Annotated in this window: 18 protein-coding genes; 9 read left to right on the forward strand and 9 right to left on the reverse strand. The window is 68.2% G+C overall.

Going from position 1 to position 19,492, the window contains the following annotated elements:
* The 4 genes from MIC448_RS10440 to MIC448_RS10455 form a co-directional block, all read left to right on the forward strand.
* Window positions 1-1,131: sigma-70 family RNA polymerase sigma factor (locus tag MIC448_RS10440; RefSeq protein WP_199484437.1), on the forward strand; the 1,131-nt coding region annotated here is incomplete at its 5' end.
* A complete protein-coding gene (locus MIC448_RS10445; RefSeq protein ID WP_199484438.1) occupies window positions 1,119-1,502 on the forward strand; it encodes a hypothetical protein in 384 nt (127 codons plus the stop codon). The genes MIC448_RS10440 and MIC448_RS10445, both read left to right, overlap by 13 nt.
* A 22-nt stretch (window positions 1,503-1,524) precedes the next feature.
* Window positions 1,525-1,941: a YrdB family protein gene (locus MIC448_RS10450; RefSeq protein ID WP_081766343.1), complete on the forward strand. Its 417-nt coding sequence runs from the start codon at window positions 1,525-1,527 to the stop codon at window positions 1,939-1,941.
* Complete coding sequence (locus tag MIC448_RS10455; protein WP_243419950.1) at window positions 1,938-3,347, forward strand: FAD-binding oxidoreductase; 1,410 nt, start codon at window positions 1,938-1,940, stop codon at window positions 3,345-3,347. Before MIC448_RS10450 ends, MIC448_RS10455 begins: the two co-directional genes overlap by 4 nt.
* Before the next feature lie 101 nt (window positions 3,348-3,448).
* Here the strand turns inward: MIC448_RS10455 and MIC448_RS10460 are convergent, their stop codons facing one another.
* The 6 genes from MIC448_RS10460 to MIC448_RS10485 all read right to left on the reverse strand — a co-directional run bounded on the left by MIC448_RS10460 (window position 3,449) and on the right by MIC448_RS10485 (window position 9,815).
* Complete coding sequence (locus MIC448_RS10460; protein WP_036299241.1) at window positions 3,449-4,228, reverse strand: glucosamine-6-phosphate deaminase; 780 nt, start codon at window positions 4,226-4,228, stop codon at window positions 3,449-3,451.
* A complete protein-coding gene (locus MIC448_RS10465) occupies window positions 4,221-5,213 on the reverse strand; it encodes an ROK family protein (protein ID WP_036299243.1) in 993 nt (330 codons plus the stop codon). The genes MIC448_RS10460 and MIC448_RS10465 overlap by 8 nt, the downstream gene beginning before the upstream one ends.
* 43 nt (window positions 5,214-5,256) lie before the next feature.
* Window positions 5,257-6,204 carry a carbohydrate ABC transporter permease gene (locus MIC448_RS10470; RefSeq protein WP_199484439.1) on the reverse strand — a complete coding sequence of 316 codons (948 nt, stop codon included), beginning with the start codon at window positions 6,202-6,204 and terminating at the stop codon, window positions 5,257-5,259.
* Window positions 6,201-7,202 (reverse strand): carbohydrate ABC transporter permease, encoded by a 1,002-nt coding sequence (locus MIC448_RS10475; protein ID WP_051513594.1) that lies wholly within the window; start codon window positions 7,200-7,202, stop codon window positions 6,201-6,203. The genes MIC448_RS10470 and MIC448_RS10475 overlap by 4 nt, the downstream gene beginning before the upstream one ends.
* A gap of 97 nt (window positions 7,203-7,299) precedes the next feature.
* The gene (locus MIC448_RS10480) at window positions 7,300-8,523 is read right to left on the reverse strand and encodes an extracellular solute-binding protein (RefSeq protein WP_036299247.1); all 1,224 of its coding nucleotides are present in this window, start codon (window positions 8,521-8,523) and stop codon (window positions 7,300-7,302) included.
* Between the two features lie 68 nt (window positions 8,524-8,591).
* The gene (locus MIC448_RS10485) at window positions 8,592-9,815 is read right to left on the reverse strand and encodes an ROK family transcriptional regulator (protein ID WP_081766344.1); all 1,224 of its coding nucleotides are present in this window, start codon (window positions 9,813-9,815) and stop codon (window positions 8,592-8,594) included.
* Between the two features lie 147 nt (window positions 9,816-9,962).
* Between MIC448_RS10485 and MIC448_RS10490 the strand changes: the two genes are divergently transcribed.
* Complete coding sequence (locus MIC448_RS10490) at window positions 9,963-10,430, forward strand: hypothetical protein (RefSeq protein ID WP_036299249.1); 468 nt, start codon at window positions 9,963-9,965, stop codon at window positions 10,428-10,430.
* Window positions 10,431-10,562: 132 nt separating this feature from the next.
* Window positions 10,563-11,996, forward strand: a complete 1,434-nt coding sequence (locus MIC448_RS10495) for a L,D-transpeptidase (RefSeq protein ID WP_051513597.1) — start codon at window positions 10,563-10,565, stop codon at window positions 11,994-11,996.
* A 13-nt stretch (window positions 11,997-12,009) separates the two neighbouring features.
* Here MIC448_RS10495 and MIC448_RS10500 read toward each other — a convergent pair whose 3' ends face one another.
* From MIC448_RS10500 to MIC448_RS10510, 3 genes are all read right to left on the reverse strand, one after another.
* Complete coding sequence (locus tag MIC448_RS10500; RefSeq protein WP_051513600.1) at window positions 12,010-13,785, reverse strand: ABC transporter ATP-binding protein; 1,776 nt, start codon at window positions 13,783-13,785, stop codon at window positions 12,010-12,012.
* 3 nt (window positions 13,786-13,788) lie between these two features.
* On the reverse strand, window positions 13,789-14,754 hold the full coding sequence (locus MIC448_RS10505) for an acetylxylan esterase (RefSeq protein WP_036299252.1): 966 nt from the start codon (window positions 14,752-14,754) through the stop codon (window positions 13,789-13,791).
* 68 nt (window positions 14,755-14,822) lie between these two features.
* A complete protein-coding gene (locus tag MIC448_RS10510; protein WP_036299254.1) occupies window positions 14,823-15,848 on the reverse strand; it encodes a LacI family DNA-binding transcriptional regulator in 1,026 nt (341 codons plus the stop codon).
* A 289-nt stretch (window positions 15,849-16,137) separates the two neighbouring features.
* Here MIC448_RS10510 and MIC448_RS10515 point away from each other — a divergent pair, with 289 nt between their 5' ends.
* From MIC448_RS10515 to MIC448_RS10525, 3 genes are all read left to right on the forward strand, one after another.
* The gene (locus MIC448_RS10515) at window positions 16,138-17,454 is read left to right on the forward strand and encodes an ABC transporter substrate-binding protein (RefSeq protein ID WP_036299257.1); all 1,317 of its coding nucleotides are present in this window, start codon (window positions 16,138-16,140) and stop codon (window positions 17,452-17,454) included.
* Between the two features lie 66 nt (window positions 17,455-17,520).
* A complete protein-coding gene (locus MIC448_RS10520; RefSeq protein WP_081766345.1) occupies window positions 17,521-18,549 on the forward strand; it encodes a carbohydrate ABC transporter permease in 1,029 nt (342 codons plus the stop codon).
* The gene (locus tag MIC448_RS10525; protein ID WP_036299260.1) at window positions 18,546-19,451 is read left to right on the forward strand and encodes a carbohydrate ABC transporter permease; all 906 of its coding nucleotides are present in this window, start codon (window positions 18,546-18,548) and stop codon (window positions 19,449-19,451) included. The genes MIC448_RS10520 and MIC448_RS10525 overlap by 4 nt, the downstream gene beginning before the upstream one ends.
* The last annotated feature ends 41 nt before the right edge of the window (window positions 19,452-19,492 follow it).

Here is a 19,492-nt window from a genome sequence, read left to right on the forward strand (position 1 = left end):
ATCGACGAGCTCGACGCCGTCGAAGACCCCGCGTCAACGCCCGAGGCGACGGCGGACGCACTCGATCGCGGACTGACGCACCGCGCCTTCCGCAGCCTGCCGACCCGCTGGCAGGAGGTGCTCTGGTACTCCGAGATCGAGGGCATGAAGCCCGCCGAGATCGCACCCCTGCTGGGGCTCAAGCCGACGGCCGTCGCACAGCTCGCATTCCGCGCCCGCGAAGGGCTCCGAGAGGCGTGGGTCCAGGCACATCTGCAGAGCGTCGTCGACGGTTCGGACTGTCAGTGGACCATCGAACGTTTGGGCGCCTACACGCGCGGCAACCTGGGCCCACGCGACACGCGTCGGGTCGATGAGCACCTGCACGACTGCGCACGCTGCGCGATCGTCGCTGCGGAGGCGAAGGATGTCTCGTCCCGCCTCGCCCTCGTCCTGCTCCCGCTCACGATCGGCATCGCCGGTGCGTCTAGCTACCTCGCGACGCTGCAGGGCGGAGGCGCCCCGATCATGGCCCTCGCGGCCATGCCATCGAGTCTGATGCCCGGGGCCGTCACCGTCGCGGGCGGGAGCGGTGCGGCGGCGAGCGGCGCGGGCTCTTTCGCGGGCGGCGCGGGTTCTGGCGGCGCGGCCGCGGCTGCTTCGGGCTCTGGCGCGGCGGCGGGCTCTGGTGCGGCGGCGGGCTCTGCCGCTTCGGGCGCCGGGGGCGCGGTGGTAGGAGCCGCCGCCGCGGGCACGGCGACGGCGGGCGCGGCAGGGATCTTCTCGGGCGCGGGGCTTGCGGTCGCGATCGCCGTCGGCGCCGTCGTGACCGGCGGAACCGTCCTCGGGGTCACTGTGGGGCCGTCCCTCTTCGCGCCCGCGGCAGCCGAGCCGAGTTCGGCCGCGGCCGTGGCGTCTCCTTCAACGTCATCGGCTCCCTCGCCGTCGGCTCTGCCGTCCACGGAGTCCACGGATATCCCGATCGACAGCTCATCCAGTCCCGCCGCCGAACCGGTTGCTCCGCTCCCGCCCACGAGCCGGCAGATCCGACCCCGGCATCGAGCCCGGCGCCGAGCACCGAGCCCGTACCCCCGGCGACACCCGCAGATCCGGTGGATCCCGTCGATCCGGTGGAACCCGTGGATCCCGTAGACCCGGTCGACCCCGTAGACCCCGTCGATCCCGTCGACCCGGTCGACCCCGTGGATCCGGTCGATCCCGATCAGCCCACAATTCCCCCGGGCGGGCCCACCGAGTTCTCCGTCACGAGCACAATCACCCTCGCCGCAGCCACCCTGAACATCTCCGTGGTCGGCGAAGAGGGCGCAACCCTTTCCGTGGACGTCGACGGCGTCACACGTTCCACCGTCATGCTGGGGCCCGGCGGCGTCGGCGCGCTGTCGGTGCCGTTCTCCCTCGTCGAGTACACACTCGCTCCCGTCACCGTCCGCTACGTCCCGACGAGCGGATCACCGATCGAGGTCGCGGGTTCGTCCGCTCTCGTCTGGGATCTGACGAACTGACCCCCGCTCGTAGACTGGGACGATGACCGATTCGTCCGCGCTCGACGGCGCACCTCAGCCCGCATCGACCCCCGCGGGTGGTACCGGGCGAGCGCCCGGGATGGTCGAACGGCCCGGCGTGATCGACATCGTGCGGCTGCTGACCGAACTCGTGGCCTTCGGAACCCTCGCGCTGTGGGGCTTCCTCGCCTTCGCCTTCCCGTGGAACCTCGTCTTCGGCATCGGCACCCCCGTCTTCGCGATTCTGCTGTGGGCGCTTTTCCTGTCGCCTCGGGCCGTCATCGCGGTGCATCCGTTCGTCGCCGCGTTCATCGAGCTGCTGATCTTCGTGAGCGCGACGCTCGCCTGGTGGAGCCTCGGCCAGCCGTGGATCGGCCTGGCGTTCGGCGTCGTCGCTGTCGCCACGGGACTCGTGGTCGGAAGACGGCGTTTCGCGTGAGGTCTGATCTCGACATCGCGGTGCATCCCGACGCCGCACCCGAGGGCGATGTTGTCGCGCGTCTGCGCGCCGAGCTTTCGCATCGCGTTGATACGACGGATGCCTCGCTCGAGGCCGCCCGGGCCGACAAATCCGGTCATCGCTCGATCGGTCGGCCACTCGCCCTCGTCCATGCGGCATCGGTCGAGGATGTCCAGCGGACGATGCGGATTGCGACCGCGACGCGCACCCCGGTCGTCACGCGCGGTGCCGGCACGGGTCTCGCGGGCGCCGCTATGGGCGGGCCCGGCGAGATCGTGCTGTCGATGCGGTCGATGGACGCGATCCTCGAGGTGCGTCCCGATGACCTGCTCGCCGTGGTGGAGCCGGGGATCATCAACGCCGACCTGAATGCCGCGCTCGCCGAGTACGACCTGTGGTGGGCGCCGGATCCCGCGAGCCGTGCGATATCGACGGTCGGCGGCAACATCGCGACAGGCGCCGGTGGGCTGCTGTGCGCGAAGTACGGCGTCGTGCGCGACGCCGTACTGGGCCTCGACGTCGTGCTGGCCGACGGGCGCCTCCTGCGCCTCGGGCACCGCACCGTCAAGGGCGTGACGGGCCTCGACCTCACGTCGCTCATGATCGGATCCGAGGGCACCCTCGGGATCGTGGTGGGCGCGACCCTCAAGCTCCGCCGCCTCGTGCCCGGTGACGTGTGCACGGTCGCGGCGACGTTCCGCGACGTGCGCTCCGCGGCGCAGGCGTCGGCGGCCGTGACCGCCTCGGGCGTGCAGCCCGCGATCATGGAGCTGATGGATGCGACGACTCTCGCATCCGCACATTCCTATCTCGGAATACAGCCGCCCACCCCCGGCGCGGCCCAGTTGATCGTCCAGACCGACGGCCCAGCCGCGGCGGCCGAGGCGGAGGCCATCGGCGTCGTCCTGTCCGCAAACGGCGGCAACGTCACCGTCACGCGTGACCGGGACGAGGGCGAGCGGCTGCTGACGATCAGGCGCTCGATGCATCCGGCCATGGAGGCGCTCGGCAAAACAACACTGATCGAGGATGTCTCGGTACCCCGCAGCGCACTCGCGACGATGTTCGATGAGATCGCGCGCATCGAGCGCGAGTACGACGTGACGATCCCGACGATCGCGCATGCGGGTGACGGCAACCTGCATCCCAACTTCGCGTTCGACGGCGAAGAGGTGCCCGACCATGTCTGGGCGGCGGCGGATGCGCTGTTCCGCGCCGCACTCGCGCTCGGCGGCACCCTCACCGGCGAGCACGGCATCGGCACGCTCAAGCGGCGGTGGCTGGCGGATGAGCTCGGCGACGATCAGTGGGCCCTGCAGCGCGACATCGCGCGGGTGTTCGACCCCCTCGGCATCCTCAACCCGGGCAAGGTCTTCGCGCCCTGAGCTGCGGGTCGAGCGCGAAGCGGGGCAGGTTTCGTGCATTTGGGGCAGGTTTCTCCGTGCCCCACTGCACCTACGGTGCCCCAGTCGGTGCGCAGGGCGGGCTACAGCCCCTGCCAGGCCGGTTTGTGCGCCCACGTCTCGCGGTAGTAGTCCGCGAAGCGCAGGGCGGACGCCGCGGCCTCGTCCACGACGACGGTCGCGTGCGGATGCAGCTGGATGGCCGACCCGGGCAGCGACGCGGTGAGGGGCCCCTCGACGGCACCCGCGACCGCCGCAGCCTTGCCCTCCCCGAACGCCAGCAGCACCAGGTGCCGTGCACGCAGGATCGTGCCGAGGCCCTGCGTGATGCAGTGCACCGGAACATCGTCGATCGAGGCGAAGAATCGCGCGTTGTCTTCCCGGGTGAGCCGGGTCAGGGTCTTCACGCGCGTGCGCGACGCAAACGACGACCCCGGCTCGTTGAACCCGATGTGCCCGTCGCTGCCGATCCCGAGCAGCTGAAGGTCCACGCCTCCGGATGCCTCGAGCTCGGCCTCGTACGCCTCGCCCGCGTGTTCGATCCCCGTCAGCGACCCGTCGGGCACCCCCACCCGCTCCGGGTCAAGCCCGAGCGGCTCGACGACCTCGCGCCGGATCACGCTGCGGTAGCTCTGCGGATCGTCGGGGGCCAGGCCCACGTACTCGTCGAGGGCGAACGCGCGGACGCGCGAAACGTCCCTGCCCGCCAGTCGCTCCACCAGCGACCGATAGACCGGAAGCGGGCTCGACCCCGTCGCCAGGCCCAGCACCACGTCGGGGCGCCCGGCGATCAGGCGCACGATCTCGTCGGCGACGAGGGCACCGCCCGTCGCGGCATCCGGAACGATGACGACCTCAGCCATGAATCAGAACCCCTTCCTCCGGCGCTCCCGACAGTGCGGCGCCGAGAGCGGCAGCCGGCGAACCCGGCGGGAGCAATTCCACACGGTCGGCGAGCGCGAGTGAACGCAGGAAGACGGATGCCTCGGCCACCGCCTCGAGCTCGCGCCGCACGTCGTCGTGCAATCGTGCACCGAGCGCGGTCAGTCCGCCACCGAGAACGACGGTCTCGACATCCGTCGTGAGGACCAGTATCCGCACCGCCGCCGCGACTCCGCGCGCGAGCTCGCCGCGGAGCGTCAGCGCGAGCGGATCGCCCGACTCGGCCGCGTCGAAGATGTCCCCCACAGGATGAGTGCCCGGTCGCCCCCACCGTTCGGCGAGCGCGGCGCCCCCTGCGAGGGCTTCGATGCATCCGCGCTGTCCACACCGGCACATCGGTCCCGCGGGATCCACGCTGATGTGACCGACCTCGCCGGCCGCGCCGCGCGAACCACGCCAGACCGCGGGCACCGTCTCGCGCCCAGAACCCGCCGCAGCTATCGACCCCGCTAGAGAGCCCGTCACAAAGCCCGTCACGATCCCCGCGGCGATGCCCGTCCCGAGGTTCAGGTACCCAATCGACCCCGAACCCCCGCGCAACACGGCGGCGCCGAGCGCCGCGGCCCGCACGTCGTTGTCGACGTATACCTGCACCCCCAGCGTCGACGCGACGGTGTCGCCGACGTCGAGCGACTCGATGCCCAGGTTGACGGCATGCTCTACCCACAGGGAGCCGGGCGCGATCTGGCCCGGGATGCCGATGCCGACCGACGCGATCTGCGGCGCAGCCCCCGACGCCTCGGCGCCCAGCTCGGCCCCGAGGTCGGCAACGACCCCGAGGATCGTCTCGACCACGGCATCCGGACCCCACCCCGTGGCGCGGCGCACGCGAGCCACAATCGACCCGTCCGGCGCGACGGCGACTCCCTCGGTCTTCGAACCGCCGACGTCCAGCCCGACCCTCATCGCCCGGCCCCCGATCGAGGGACGGTGCACACCGGATCACCCATCAGCCCTTGACCGCCCCCGAGACGAGGCCGCTCGTCATCCGTCCCTGCACGATGAGGAAGAAGATCACGACCGGCACGGCGACCAGCGTCGACCCGGCCATCAGCTCGGCCCAGTTCGTGCCGCCGTTCGGGTCGAGGAACGTCCGCAGCCACACCGGAAGCGTCATGGCCTCGGGGCGCGGGTTGAGCACGAGCGCGAAGACGAACTCGTTCCACGCCTGGATGAAGCCGAACACGCCGGTCGCGACCAGCCCGGGCGCGAGCAGCGGGAACGTGATGCGCCAGAACGCCTGCGAGCGGCTCAGCCCGTCGATCATCGCGGCTTCTTCGAGTTCGACCGGCACGCCGTTGACGAAGCCCCGCAGCGTCCAGATCGTGAACGGCAGGACGGTCGCGATGTAGACCGCTGAGAGCCCGATGATCGTGTTGAGCAGCTGCCACCCATCGATCAGCCGGAAGGTCGAGATGATCATCGCCTCGGCGGGAATCATCTGCACGATCAGGATCGTCGCGATGAACGAACCCCGAGCCCGGAAGCGGAACCGCGTCACGGCGAGTGCCGCGAGAAAAGCGAAGACGAGCGCCACGATCACGGTGATGAGCGCGATCTGCAGCGAGTTCAGCGATGCCGGCACGAACGGCGCACGGGTCTGCCCGAGGATGATGCTCGCGTAGTTCTCGAGCGTGCCGTTGTCGGGCCACAGGTGCAGTTCACTCCCCCGCACCTGCCCGTTCGGCTGGAACGAGGTGTTGACCATCCAGTACACAGGGAAGACCGAGAAGAAGAAGACCACGAGCGCCGCCACACCGGCGAGCAGCGACCCCGTGCGGCGGCGCGCCGAGATCTTGCGGCGCGGCGGGCGTGCAGCGCGGGACGGACGCGTCGAACGAGCGGATGCCTCGGCATCCGTCCGCCCAATGTTGCGCCGCGTCGAAACGGCGCTCATGCGCTCTCCTCCCGCAGGCTTCGGCGAACGTAGAACAACGAGACTCCGACGAGCATCAGCACGACGATGACCGAGATCGCGCCGCCCGCGCCGAAGTCGCCCGAGCCGAGCGAGACGCGGTAGATGTACACCCCGAGCGTGTTCGTCTGGGATGCGAGACCGCCGATCGACTGCAGCGCGTAGATCTGCGTGAACACCCGCAGGTCCCAGATGACCTGCAGGATCGTCACGATGATGAGGATCGAGCGGATGTACGGCACGACCACGAGCCGGAACCGTTGCACGGCCCCTGCCCCATCGAGCTGCGCGGCTTCGAGCACCTCATCCGGTACCTGCGTGAGACCCGCGTACACCGTGAAGGCAACGAAGGGCACGGCACCCCAGACGATGATGATCGTCGCGACGAAGAAGAAGCTGAGCGGATCGATCAGCCACGAGTGCCCCTCGAACGGCAGACCGAGCGCGCTGAGAAACGCGTTCAACACCCCGTACTGCGTGTCGAAGATCCAGCCCCAGACAATCGTCGCCGACAAGGGCGGCATGGCCCACGCGAGCAGCAGCCCCACCGAGACGAGGGTGCGCAGGCCCGTGCCGAGCCGCCGCATGAGCAGGGCGACCAGGATGCCGAGCAGCATCGTCAGCACGACACACACGGCCGCGAACAGCACCGAACGGCCGAGCACCTGCCAGAACTCGGCGTCTGTCAGTACGGCGAGGTAATTCGCCAGCCCGACGAATTCGGGCGGCGCACCGAACACCTGAGCCCGACCGAATTCCTGGAAAGACATGACGAACAGCTGCACGAGGGGCCAGCCGGTGATCACGGCGAGCACGAGCAACCCGGGCCCCAGGAGTGCGTAGGGCGTGAATCCGCCGGGCCGGCGGGACCGGCGTCGACCGCCGCGCTGCCGGTCGGGGACGGGTGGTTCGGGGGCGACGAGCCGCTCTCCCTCGACCGCACTCACGGCCGGGGCGAGTCCGCGGGGGACGCTCGACATGGGATCTCCTGCTCGGGAGGCGAATGGGCGGGTGATGAACGAATGAGGGACGGATGCGCGGGGCCGGAGGAGCGCGCGGCTCCCCCGGCCCGCCCGATCAGCCGTTGAGGATCGACTCGATCTGCGTGTCGACCTCGGTCGCGAGCGCCGCGACGTCGCCGCCGAGCGCGATCTGCACGAAGAAGTCTTCGAGAACACGCGATGCCTCGACCTCGGCCCAGTTCGGTGACGCGGGCGTGAGCTTGGCGTTGCTCGCGGCTTCGGTGAAGGCGACGGCCTCGGGGGTGTCGCCGAGCGTCGATGCAAGCGACTTCTTGGCCGGGATGAGGCCGTTCTCGCCGTAAATCGTCTGGAACTCATCGCTCAGGATGATTGCCAGGGCGCTCTTCGCCAGGTCGGGATTGGCCGACTGGGCAGAGATTCCGATGTTGGAGCCGCCCGCGAAGACCTGCGCCGCCCCGCCCTCCATGCCCGGGAGGGCGTAGACGAACGGAGCTGCCGGCGGGGTCGCCGTCTCGCACGCGCTGGCGAGCCCGAGCGCCCAGTTCGGCGCCGAGAACTGCACGGCCTGGTTCTCGCAGTACGGGGTCCAGGGCTCGGCGTTGTCGCCGTCCTTCGGTGCGAGCGAGGCGTTCATCATCAGGTCCTGCACCTGCAGCAGACCCGCGACCGAGGCATCCGATGACAATTGGGCGTCCCAGCTGTCGCCATCCGGGACGGCGATCTCGCCACCGTTCTCCCAGATGAAGGGCAGCGCGTTGTACCAGTCCTGGCCGGCGAAGTAGATGCCGGACTTCCCGGGGTTCGCCGCGGCGAGCGCCTTCGCGCTCGTGACGTACTCGTCGAGTGTTGCGGGCGCGGCCGTCACCAGGGCGGGGTCGGCGAAGACCACCCGAGCGCCCGAGTACAGGGGCGGAGCGAAGAACTGCCCGTCGTAGGACCCGGCCTCGACGAAGCCCGGCAGCAGGTCGTCGCCGCCGAGTGCCTCGTACTCGTCCGTGAGATCGAGCAGGGCGCCCACTGAGGTGAAGGCGGCAGCCTGGGTGTTGCCGAACTCGACGATGTCGGGGCTGTCCGAGCTCGACAGGCTGGTCGTGAGTTTGTCGACGAGTCCGTCCCACGACTGCTCTTCGATCACGAGGGTCGAGCCGGGGTTGTCGGCCTCGAAGGTCTCGACGAGGTAGTCCCGAGCCTCTTGCGGGGTGTCCGTACCGACCAGCCAGACCCGGATCTCGGCGGATTCCGACGATCCGGCGGTGCAGCCGGCGAGGACGAGGGCGGATGCCCCGAGCAGGGCCATGGCCCCGAGCGTCTTCTTCATGGTGTTCCTTCGCGTGTATTGAGTGATGTGTTGAGTGGGTCGTGCGTGTGTCGATCGGGTGGTTCGGATCACGAGACGCCGAGCTGGCCCGAGAGCACCATGACGGCGGCCCCGCGCAGAACGATGTCTTGGCCGTGCTGTGTCATCCGCACGCGCACGCCGTCGTGGAACTCGGCGAGCGTGCGGGCGCGCAGGGTGTCGGCGGTCTGTTGGAGCAGGGGACCGTCGATCAGTTCGGGCGGACCCGACAAGACGATCTCGGACAGATCGAGCGCGCCGACGATGGGCGCGACCGCGATCCCGAGTCGCTCGCCCGCGTCCCGCAGGATGCCGTCTCTGTCGGTATCTGTGGTCGCCTCGGCCAGGCGGGCTTCCAACGCCGGCACCGACAGCCAGGCCTCGAGGCAGCCGACCTTGCCGCACGCACAGCGCGGACCGCCATCCGTCCCGATCGTGACGTGTCCGATCTCACCGGCGGCGAACCGGCTGCCACGGGTCGGCTGACCGCCGGTGAGCAGTCCCGATCCGACACCCGCGCCGACCTTGATGAGCATCATGTCGTCTTCCGCGCCGCCGAACGTGTACTCGGCGAGCGCGGCCGCATTGGCGTCGTTGGCGACGAGAACGGGGAGCTCGAGCGCCGTCCGAAGGCGCGATTCGAGGTCGAAGGCCGTCCACCCGAGGTTCGGAGCGCTCAAGACGACGCCGCGGTCGTCGACGATACCGGGGGTACCGACGCCGACGCCCAGCACCGGCGCGAACGAGTCGGCGATCAGGTGACGCGCGAGTTCGATGACGGCCGTGGCAGCGGCCTCTCCCCCGCCCGGCCGCGGCACTTCGCGACGGGCGACGATCTCGCCGTCGAGCGTAAGCACCGCGCCCAGAAAGGCGGTCGGACCCGAGAGGTCGATCCCGACGATGCGGTGCGCAGCGCGGTCGATATCGAGCAGGATCGCCGGTTTGCCGGGTCGCGAACCCTCGCGCAGGCCCTGTTCGATCACGAAGCCATCGGAGATCAGCTCGGCGACCAGGTCACTGATCGTGACGCGGGTGAGCCCGGTTTCGCGCGACAGATCCGCGCGACTCAAGGGGCCGCGGTGAAAGAGCGTCTGGAGGACGAGCGACCGGTTGTGCCCGCGTCCGTGCTCCGGCAGGACCTTCTTGCCGGGCCGCAGGGAGCGACCGGCCCCGAAAGCCCGTGGAGACGTCGTTGCCTGCGGCGTGGTGTTCGGGAGCGTGCGTTCGGTCGCGGACTCGGACACCGCGCCGGGGGGCTGCTCGGGGGTCGACATGTTTGTTAGTAGACCTTACTAACACGCTCGTTGGCAACCCCTCGTTCATAGTTCGTTCGGATCATTTACAAAACCGTAATCTTGCGTCCTCGCGACGCCGCGCAGAGAGCGCGCATAGGCTGGGACCTTCACCGAGGGGGAACTGTCATGAATCGACGACTGATCGCGCTCGCGCTTGCCGTGACAGCAACGTTCGGCTTGACCGCGTGCACGGGCGGCGGGACCGAATCCTACGAGGGCACCGAGTCTTCGAACAGCGAGTCTTCGAGTGGCGCGAGCGCACCCGAGTCGCAGACCGTGGAAGAGGCCTGCGCCTCGGTCAACGACACAATCCAGAGCGTCTCTGACGACTTCGAGGGCGTCACCGCCGAACAGCCCGAGGACGCGGCCGCCGCGTTCCAGGCCGCGGCGGATGCCTTGGGAGACGCGTCCGCAGAGGTCGGGAACGCCGAGGTCGCCGCGCTGCTGCCCGACATCCAGGCCGTGTTCGAGGCTGCCGGAGAAGCGATGACAGCGCTCTCCGAGGGGGATGCCACCAAGGTCGCGGAGCTTCAGAACCTCGGCACCGACCTGCAGGAGAGCTTCACCGCGTTCCAGGAACTCTGCCTGGAGTAGGCCAGACCCCTCTTTGCGCCGCGTCGTGCAGAGTTGCACGCTCGCGCCGAGCACGATAAAGAGTCGTTGCGCCTTCGTTATCAACGCTCGCCTACAATCGAGGCACACCCCTCCGCGGGTGAGGGGGGGCCCGTGACTGATCTCATTTCGACGCCATCGTCCACCGACGACGATGCGCCGCTGACTCCTGCGCCGCGCGTGGAGTGGACTCCGGCTCCTCCACGCAAGCGTCGCCGCTGGCCGCTTGCCCTCTGGATCGGCATCCCCGCTCTCGCCCTTGCGGGCGTCGGCGTCTTCTTCGGCACCATCCTGATCGCACCGGGTGTGACCATCGCGGGAGTACCCGTCGGCGGCCTCACCGTCGGCGCCGCGGCCGAGAAAGTCTCGCAAACCGTGTCCGGAACGGGTGTCGAGGTGTCCGTCGCCGGCACGACCGCGACCATCACAGGCGCCGATCTGGGCGCGTCGATCGATGCGGATGCACTCGCGCAGACCGCCCTCGAAACGCACCCGATGTGGCAGGTGGGCGGCTGGTTCCCGAGCCCCGACCGCGTCGCCCCCGAGGTGGACGCCGCTCAATCCGAGGCTGCCCTCGCCAACGCTTTCGCCGCCGACTGGGTAGAACCCGTAGACGCCGTCGTGGCATTCGACGCCGCCACCGGCTCCTATGTCGTCACCCCGGCGGTCCCGGGTCGCGGGCTCGACAACGCCGCGATCGAGCAGGCGTACGAGGCGCGGCTGCTCGACCCCTCGCTATCCCCGGCCTTCGACGGCGAGCTGGTCGCCCTCGAGGCCGACATCACAACGGATGCCGCGACAGCCCGTGTCGAGCAGCTGAACGCCATGGTCGCGTCGGCGGGCTTCTACGTCGGCGAAGAGCGCACCGTTCCGATCGCGGCGGATGTGCTCGCTTCGTGGCTGACGCTGACGCCGGATCCTGACCAGGGCACGATCGACATCTCGGCCGACAGCGCGGCGATCCAGACCGTGGTCGACACACTGCCCGCCGCCGTGGATCGCGCGCCCGTCAACGGCGTCCAGGTCGTCAACAAGGCCGGTACGGTGCTGCGCACCGAGCAGGCGGGAGCCGACGGACGAGTTCTCGGCGCGACAACCGGGATCGCCGCGGGCTTCGCGTCGCAACTCGCCGCCGGCGATGCCGCGTACGCGCTCGATGTCGAGGTGACAACCGCACAGACCACGTCCGTGGTTCGCCTGCTCGAGGTCGACCTGTCCGAACAGCGGTTGTACGTGAAAGAGAACGACGTCGTCGTCGACTCGTGGCTGATCTCCAGCGGCGGCCCCGGCTGGGCCACCCGTCAGGGCAACTTCACCGTTAACGCCAAGGTCCGCGTGCAGGACATGGGCAACACCGAGGTCGGCTATCTGCAGCCCGACGTCGAGTGGGTCATGTACTTCAGCGGTGATCAGGCCTTCCACGCCGTGTACTGGCGCAACATCTGGGGCACTCCGTTGAGCCACGGATGCGTCGGCATGCCGACGTCGTTGGCCAAGCAGATCTATCAGTGGGCCGACGTCGGCACCGATGTCTGGGTGCACGCGTAGGCGAACGGCGCGGTCAGTTCGACTGCAGCGCGACAAGGCGGGCGTATAGGCCACCCCGGGCGAGCAATTCGGTGTGGTTTCCGATCTCGGCAATCCGCCCCGCTTCGATGACGACGATGCGATCGGCCCTGCGGACGGTCGACAGCCGGTGGGCGACGACAAGAGTCGTGCGTCCCGTCCGCGCGCGATCGATCGCCTCGGTGACCTTCGCCTCGGACTCGGGATCCAGCGCGCTCGTGGCCTCGTCGAGGATCAGGATGCGCGGAGCCCGGATAAGCGCCCGAGCGATCGCGAGGCGCTGCCGCTGCCCGCCCGAGAGACGCGAGCCGCGATCGCCGATCGTCGCGTCGAGTCCCTCCGGCTGTCCGTGGACGAGGTCCAGGGCATTCGCCGCCGCGAGAGCGTCGAGCACTTCGCGCTCGCTCCTGTCCAGGTCTCCGTATGTGACGTTCTGCCGGATGGTGCCGTCGAACAGGGCGGGCTCCTGCGGGACGATCGCGACGTGACGACGGAGTGAGCGCAGATCGAGGTCGGCGAGGTCGTGGCCGTCGATGAGTACGGCACCCCGACTCGGGTGCACGAAGCCCAGGATCACGTTGACGATGGTCGACTTTCCCGACCCCGAGGGCCCGACGAAGGCCACGGTCTCGCCGACGCCGATCTCGAGCGTGACGCCGTCGAGTGCGGGGCGCGACGCCTCCGGGTACGTCACGGTGACATCGCGCAGCTGCACGCGGCCCGTGATTCCGGGAACGGAAGCCTTACCGGCGTTCTCCTCGACGTCGAGCTCTTCCGTCACCTCGGCGATCGAGCGCACCGAGTCCATGCCTCGACTGAAGACCGGCGCGACGTTCATCAACATCACGATCGCGTTGGTGAGAACCGTGAAGTACGTCGTGAGCAGCACGACCTCCCCGGCAGAAATCGGAACGAGCTGGAGCACCGCGGCCGTGGCCGCACCCACGAGGCACAGGAGCCCGAGCACCTGGTAAGAAATCCACGACAGCGCAGCGAAGCGACCATTGAGAACATCGAGCTCGCGTCCGGCAGCGCGAACGGACGCGGCCCGCGCCGCGACCCGTGACGTCGCGAGATCCTCGAGGCCGTGCCCACGCGTGAGCGGCATCAACGTGGCCATCTCGTTGACCTGCGCAGAGAGGCGCTCGACCTGACGTCGGAATGCCTCGTTGCGCTGACCGGCGCGACTGCGGATGAAGATGACGAGTCCTGCGCCGACGGGGATCGTCAAGGCAAATACCACGACGAACTGCGGCACCGTGACCGCTGTGATCACGATCGCGCCGAGCAGAGTCGCGATCGACCCGACCGCGGTCGGGAATACCTGTTGCATCGTGAGTTCGAGGTTCTCGACATCTCGGATGATTTTGGTCTGCATGACCGACGCATTCTGGCGGTTGTGATAGCCGAGCGAGAGACGCTGCATCCGCGCGGCTAGCCCCGAGCGCACGGTGAATGCCAGGGAGCGGGTCGCCGCCGAGGTCAGCCGCACGACGATCATGTTGAACGGATAGTTGAGCACGAGAAGCGCGAGCGCCGCCCCTCCCCACATCCACAACCCGTCGACGGGCCCACCGCTCACGACGATGTCGATGATCGCCGCGGTGATCGGCGGCAGCAACCAGGCCGGACTGTCCTTGACGACGAAGCAGGCGATCGCCAGCGTCAGTCGGATACGGTGCGGGCGCAGCAGGCGCAGAAAGGAACGCAGCGGCTGCGTTCGCCGCACGCTGGCCGCGAGCAGTGCCTCGGCGTCGGAGTAGTCCGTCATCCGCTACACGCGCGAGGCAAGGAACGCCGTCTGCGCGAGCCACTGGTAGGTCGACCCGCCCTCGTGCTCGTTGAAGGGGTAGACCTCGATCGCTTTCTCGCCCGCGTAGCGGTTGTAGGCGGCGAACACGGTCGAAGGCGGGCAGATCGGATCGAGTAGTCCCACCGAGAACAGGGCGGGCGCCGCGGCATGCGTCGCCATCGTCGCTCCGTCGAAGTACGACAGGGTGCGAAACACCCGCTCCTGCGCACCACGGTGGATCGACAGGTAGCGCACGATCTCGTTGTAGGGGTCGTGGTCGGTCATGCCGACCGCACGCTCGAAGTGGCAGAGGAACGGCACATCGGGCATTGCGGCGACGAGCCCGTCGCTGAGCCCCGCGGCGGCCAGCGCGATGCCTCCGCCCTGGCTCCCGCCGCACACCGCGACCCGCTCCGGGTCGACGCGGTTCATCGTGCGGACGGCATCGATCGCCCGCACCGCATCGGTATAGACCCGGCGATAGTAGTAATCGGCGGGGTCTTCGATCCCCCGAGTCATGAATCCACTGAACGAGGGGCCCGTGCCGTGCGGATCGGGGGTCGCGCCGCCCGTGCCCCACGCGGAGCCCTGACCGCGCGTGTCCATGAACAGGTAGGCGTACCCGGCCGAGACCCAGCCGAGCCGCTCGAACGGAAGCCCCCGACCCCCGCCGTATCCGTTGTACTCGACCACCGCCGGCAGGCGGCCCTCGGTGCCGGCGGGGAGCAAAAGCCACGCCCTGATCGGGTCGCCGGCGAAGCCGGGGAAGGTGACGTCGAAGACCTCGATCGTCGAGAGCGGGCTCTCGACCGGAATCACCTCGACCGGCACGTCGTGCGCACGCGCCTCGGCAAGTGTGCCGCGCCAGAACTCGTCGAAGTCCGGCGGGACCGCGATCTCGGGCGAGTACTCGCGCAGGTCGTTCAGCGGCAGGTCGAAGCGGGGCATGTCGTTCGTCTCCAGGGGTCGGGTCGGGGATCGAGTGGGATGAGGCTGGGGGTCGGGCGAGGGCCGGGTCAGTGGTCGTCGCCCGTCGGCGCCGGACGCTCACCGCTGCCGCGCTCGATGATCCACGTGGGCAGCTCGACCTGACGAGTGAATCCCGCCGGATCGCCGATGCGCTCCATCGCCGCCAGCGCGGCCTGTCGGCCCAGCTCGAACGGGTCGTAGCTGATCACGCTCACACCGATGACGTCCGCGGTGTCAAAGTCGTCGAAGCCGACGAGGGCCGTGCGTCCGGCTGCATCTCGATCGCGCAGCACCCGCAAGGCTCCGATCGTCATCCGGTTGTTTCCCGCGATCAGGGCGGTCGGCGCGTCCTCGGACGAGAGTAAGTCGTCCACGATCCTGTCGGGTGGGATCGTCAGGTCGTCCTCGAGCCGCTCCCACCGGGAGCTGTCATGGATGCCGTATTCAGCCAGGGCGTCGCGGTAGCCACGCAGGCGCTCCTTCTGCGTGTAGACGGATGCCGGATTGCACACGTAGCCGATGCGCCGATGCCCGCGGGCCAGGAGCCGGCTCGTCGCGTCGAAGACGCCGCGACGGTTCTCGAGCACGATCGAGTCGGCGACGAGGTTGCGCGCCGGCCGGTCGATCGCGATCACGGGGGTTCCGAGCTGACGCTCACCCTCCAGGTAGGACTGGTCATCGGCGACCGGGATGAGCAGGAGCGCGCCGATGCGCTGCGCGAGGAGCGCGTCGGCGACCCGTTCCTCGCCCTCGGGCGTGTCGTCGGTCGTCGCCACGACGAGCGCGTGGCCGTGCGCGGCCAGCTCTTTTTCGATACCCGCGGCGACTTTGTAGTAGAAGGGGTTGCCGAGCTCACCCATGATGAACCCGATCGTGTTCGTGCCGCCGCCGCGGCGCAGGTTGCGCGCGAGCGTGTTCGGCCGGAAACGCAGCCGCTTGGCCGCCGCGAGCACACGCTCGGCCGTTTCGGGTGAGACGAGCTCGCGACTCGCGAACACGCGCGAGACCGTCTTCGAACTCACGCCGGCGAGACGGGCGACGTCGTCGAGGGTCGCGCGGTTCTGAATCGTCACTGACTCACCTTCCTGGGATTCCGGTTAGCCTAACATCGCTTCGGCATCATGTCGACGTCAGACATTTCACGGACATCATCACCACCACAATGTCGGTTTGCGTCTCAATATTTGTTGATAAATCAGCGCTATAGCCCATGAATGATGCTTCGGACAGACAAAGACAGCGTTGACATTGCGCCTTGTGGATCGCCGCGAATACGCATACTCTGGCCCGGCGATACGCCGCGCGACGATGCGGCGGCAACAGCACCTCAGTTCAAAGCTGAACCTGACAAGGAGAGATCACATGGCTAGGAAGACACTGGCGGGCATCACACTGCTCGTCGCGACCGCCGTCGCGGTCAGTGGCTGCACGGGTGGTTCCGGCGCCAATGACGCGGACAACACGATCGACGGCGAGGTGACGGGCGAGGTGACCTTCGTCACGTGGCGCACCGACCTCGTGCAGGATGGCACCTTCGACGCGTACGCGGAGGAGTTCCACGAGATGTACCCCAACGCGACCGTGACGTTCGAAGGCATCACCGACTACGAGGGCGAGTTGAAGACGCGTCTGTCGACGACGAACTACGGTGACGTGCTGGGCATCCCGAACAGCGTCCAGCCCGACCAGTTCGCCGACTTCTTCGAGCCTCTCGGGGATACCGAAGAGCTCACGGCCGACTACCGATTCCTGGCGCCCAAGAGCTACGACGGCACGCAGTACGGCCTGGCACTCGGCGGCAACGCCAACGGCATCGTGTACAACACGGCCGTCTTCGAAGAGGCCGGCATCACCGCGCCCCCCGCCACCGAAGACGAGTGGCTCGCGGCGATGGAGAAGATTCAGGCGAACACCGACGCCATCCCGATGTACACGAACTATAAGGACGGCTGGCCCCTCAGCCAATGGTCGGGCAACATCGGCGCCGTGACCGGCGACCCCGAGGCCATGAATGCGATGGCGACCGAGGATGCGCCGTGGACTGAGGGCACCGACATCTTCGCGATCGACTCGCTCGTCTACGACACGGTCGCTGGTGGCTACACCGAGGAAGACCCGCTGACCACCAACTGGGAGCAGTCGAAGGTCGACTTCGCGACCGGCAAGATCGCCACGATGGCGCTCGGCTCGTGGGCCATCTCGCAACTGCAGGCGGCGGCGACCGACGCCGGCGAGGACCCGTCCGTCGTGGGCTACATGACATTCCCCTCGACCGTGGACGGCGCCCAGTACGCGATGGTGGGCGGCGACTACAACCTCGGCATCAACAAGAACTCTTCCGTCAAGGCCGCCGCCATGGCGTGGATCGACTACCTGATCGAGGACTCGGGGTTCACCGAGTCGCAGGGCATGGTCTCAGCACTGCTGGCCGACCCGTTGCCCGAGAACCTCACCGGGCTCTCCGACGCGGGTGTTGAGCTCATCGAGCTGAACGCGGCACCGGTGGGGCAAGAGGCACTGTTCACCAACATCGCCGACACCGCCCAGATCGACGTCTGGGGCAACCTGTACCGCCAGAAGCTCATCGACATCGCGCGCGGCGCCGCCGACGGCGACAAGGAGTCCTACTTCGACGAGCTGAACACCCGCTGGGCCGAGGCCCGCGCCGAGGTGGGCTGACCCACGACCATCGCACCGGCCGGGGCGGACGACGTCCCGGCCGGTGCCCGTCGAACGGATGCTGTGATGTCATTCTCCACTGCCGGGCCCACCGGGACGGGTGCCGCTGGGCCCCTCGTCGCCGTCACCCCCGAGGAGCTCGATCTCGCCGAGATCGCCGACTCCGACCGTCCGCGGCGACGTCGCCGCCGACGCCGCTCCGGCGCCGCTGCCGGCGCCCCCGCGGGTCGAGGCCTCCTCGCGTCACTCACCCCCTACCTCTTCATCGGCGCGGCCGTGGGCCTGCTGCTCCTGTTGACATATCTGCCCGCGGTCAACATGCTGTGGTACTCGGTCACCGACTGGGACGGGCTTGACCTCGACAAGAACTTCATCGGGTTCGACAACTACGTCGACGTGTTCACCGACCCGCAGATATTCGGGGTGTTCTTCGTCAGTCTCTACTACTTCGCGGGCGCATTCGTGCAGATGGCGATCGCCCTCTACTTCGCCGCTCTCCTGTCGACGTCGACACGGTTCTCGAACTTCTTCCGCGGCGTGCTGTTCTTCCCGTACCTGATCAACGGCGTCGCGATCGGCTTCGTTTTCCTCTACCTGTTCCAGCCGGACGGGACACTCGACACGGTGCTGAGCTGGTTCGGGCTGAGCGATCCGCCGCAGTGGCTCGGCGACCCCGACATCGCGAACTACTCGCTCGCCGGCACCAGCGTATGGCGCTACACGGGCATGAACTTCGTGCTGTTCCTCGGGGCGATCCAGTCGATCCCTGCCGAGTTCTACGAGGCCGCCGAGATCGACGGAGCGAGCAAGTGGCAGCAGTTCTGGGCGCTCACCTTCCCCGGAATCCGTCGCATCATCGGCCTCACGTTCATCCTCGCGGTAGCGGGCAGCCTGGCGGTGTTCGAGATCCCCTTCATCATGACCGGTGGCGCGAACGGCACGTCGACGTTCGTCATCCAGACGCTGCAGACGGCATTCAACTTCCGCCAGGTGGGCCTAGCGTCCGCCATGGCGGTCGTGCTGCTGCTCATCGTCCTGCTGGTCACCTGGGTCCAGCGCAAACTCTTCCCCGACGAGAAGGTCGAGCTGTCATGACCGCCCTGCAGAGCAACCCCGAAACGGCCGTCCCGCTCGGCCCCCCGCGCCGGCGGCGAGGCGGCAGCGACGCCACGATCGCGACCCGCCGCATCGCGGGAACGACGACCAAGTACGCCTCACTCATCATCGGCGTGCTGTTCACCCTGATCCCCCTGAGCGTCGTGTTCATCGCGAGCTTCAAGACGTCTCAGGAGTTCGGTCAGTCGGGCCCGTTCGACGCGCCCGCGAACTGGTTCAACATCGACAACTACGTGACCGCGTTCGAGAAAGGCGGCATGGTCGAGGGGTTCATCAACACCACGATCGTGCTCGTCTTCTCGCTCGTCGGCACGATCCTGATCGGCACGATGGCCGCTTATGCGCTCGATCGGTTCACCTTTCGGGGCAAGAAGCTCATCGTCGCCCTCTTCCTGGTCGCGACTCTCATCCCCGGTGTCACGAGCCAGGTCGCCACGTTCCAGATCATCAACGGCCTGGGACTGTACGACAATATGGCGGCGCTCGTGCTGCTGTTCATGGGAACCGACATCATCTCGATCTACATCTTCATCCAGTTCATGCAGTCCATCCCCGTCTCGCTCGACGAGGCCGCCATGCTCGACGGCGCGAACCGCTGGACGATCTACTGGCGCGTCATCCTCCCCCTGCTCAAGCCCGCGATCGCGACCGTCGTGATCATCAAGGGCATCGCGATCTACAACGAGTTCTATATGCCCTTCCTCTACCTGCCCTCGCACGAGATGATCTCGACGTCGCTCTTCCGCTTCAAGGGGCCCTTCGGCGCCCACTGGGAGATCATCGCCGCGGGGACCGTGCTCGTCATCGTCCCCACCCTCATCGCGTTTCTCGTCCTGCAGCGGTTCATCTACCGCGGCCTCACGGCGGGAGCGGTCAAGTGAGCGCCGCACGCGCGCTGCACGAGGGCTGGACCCTTCGCGCG

Origin of the sequence: Microbacterium sp. C448, assembly GCF_000582705.2 — a bacterium.
GTDB classification, from domain to species: domain Bacteria; phylum Actinomycetota; class Actinomycetes; order Actinomycetales; family Microbacteriaceae; genus Microbacterium; species Microbacterium lacus_A.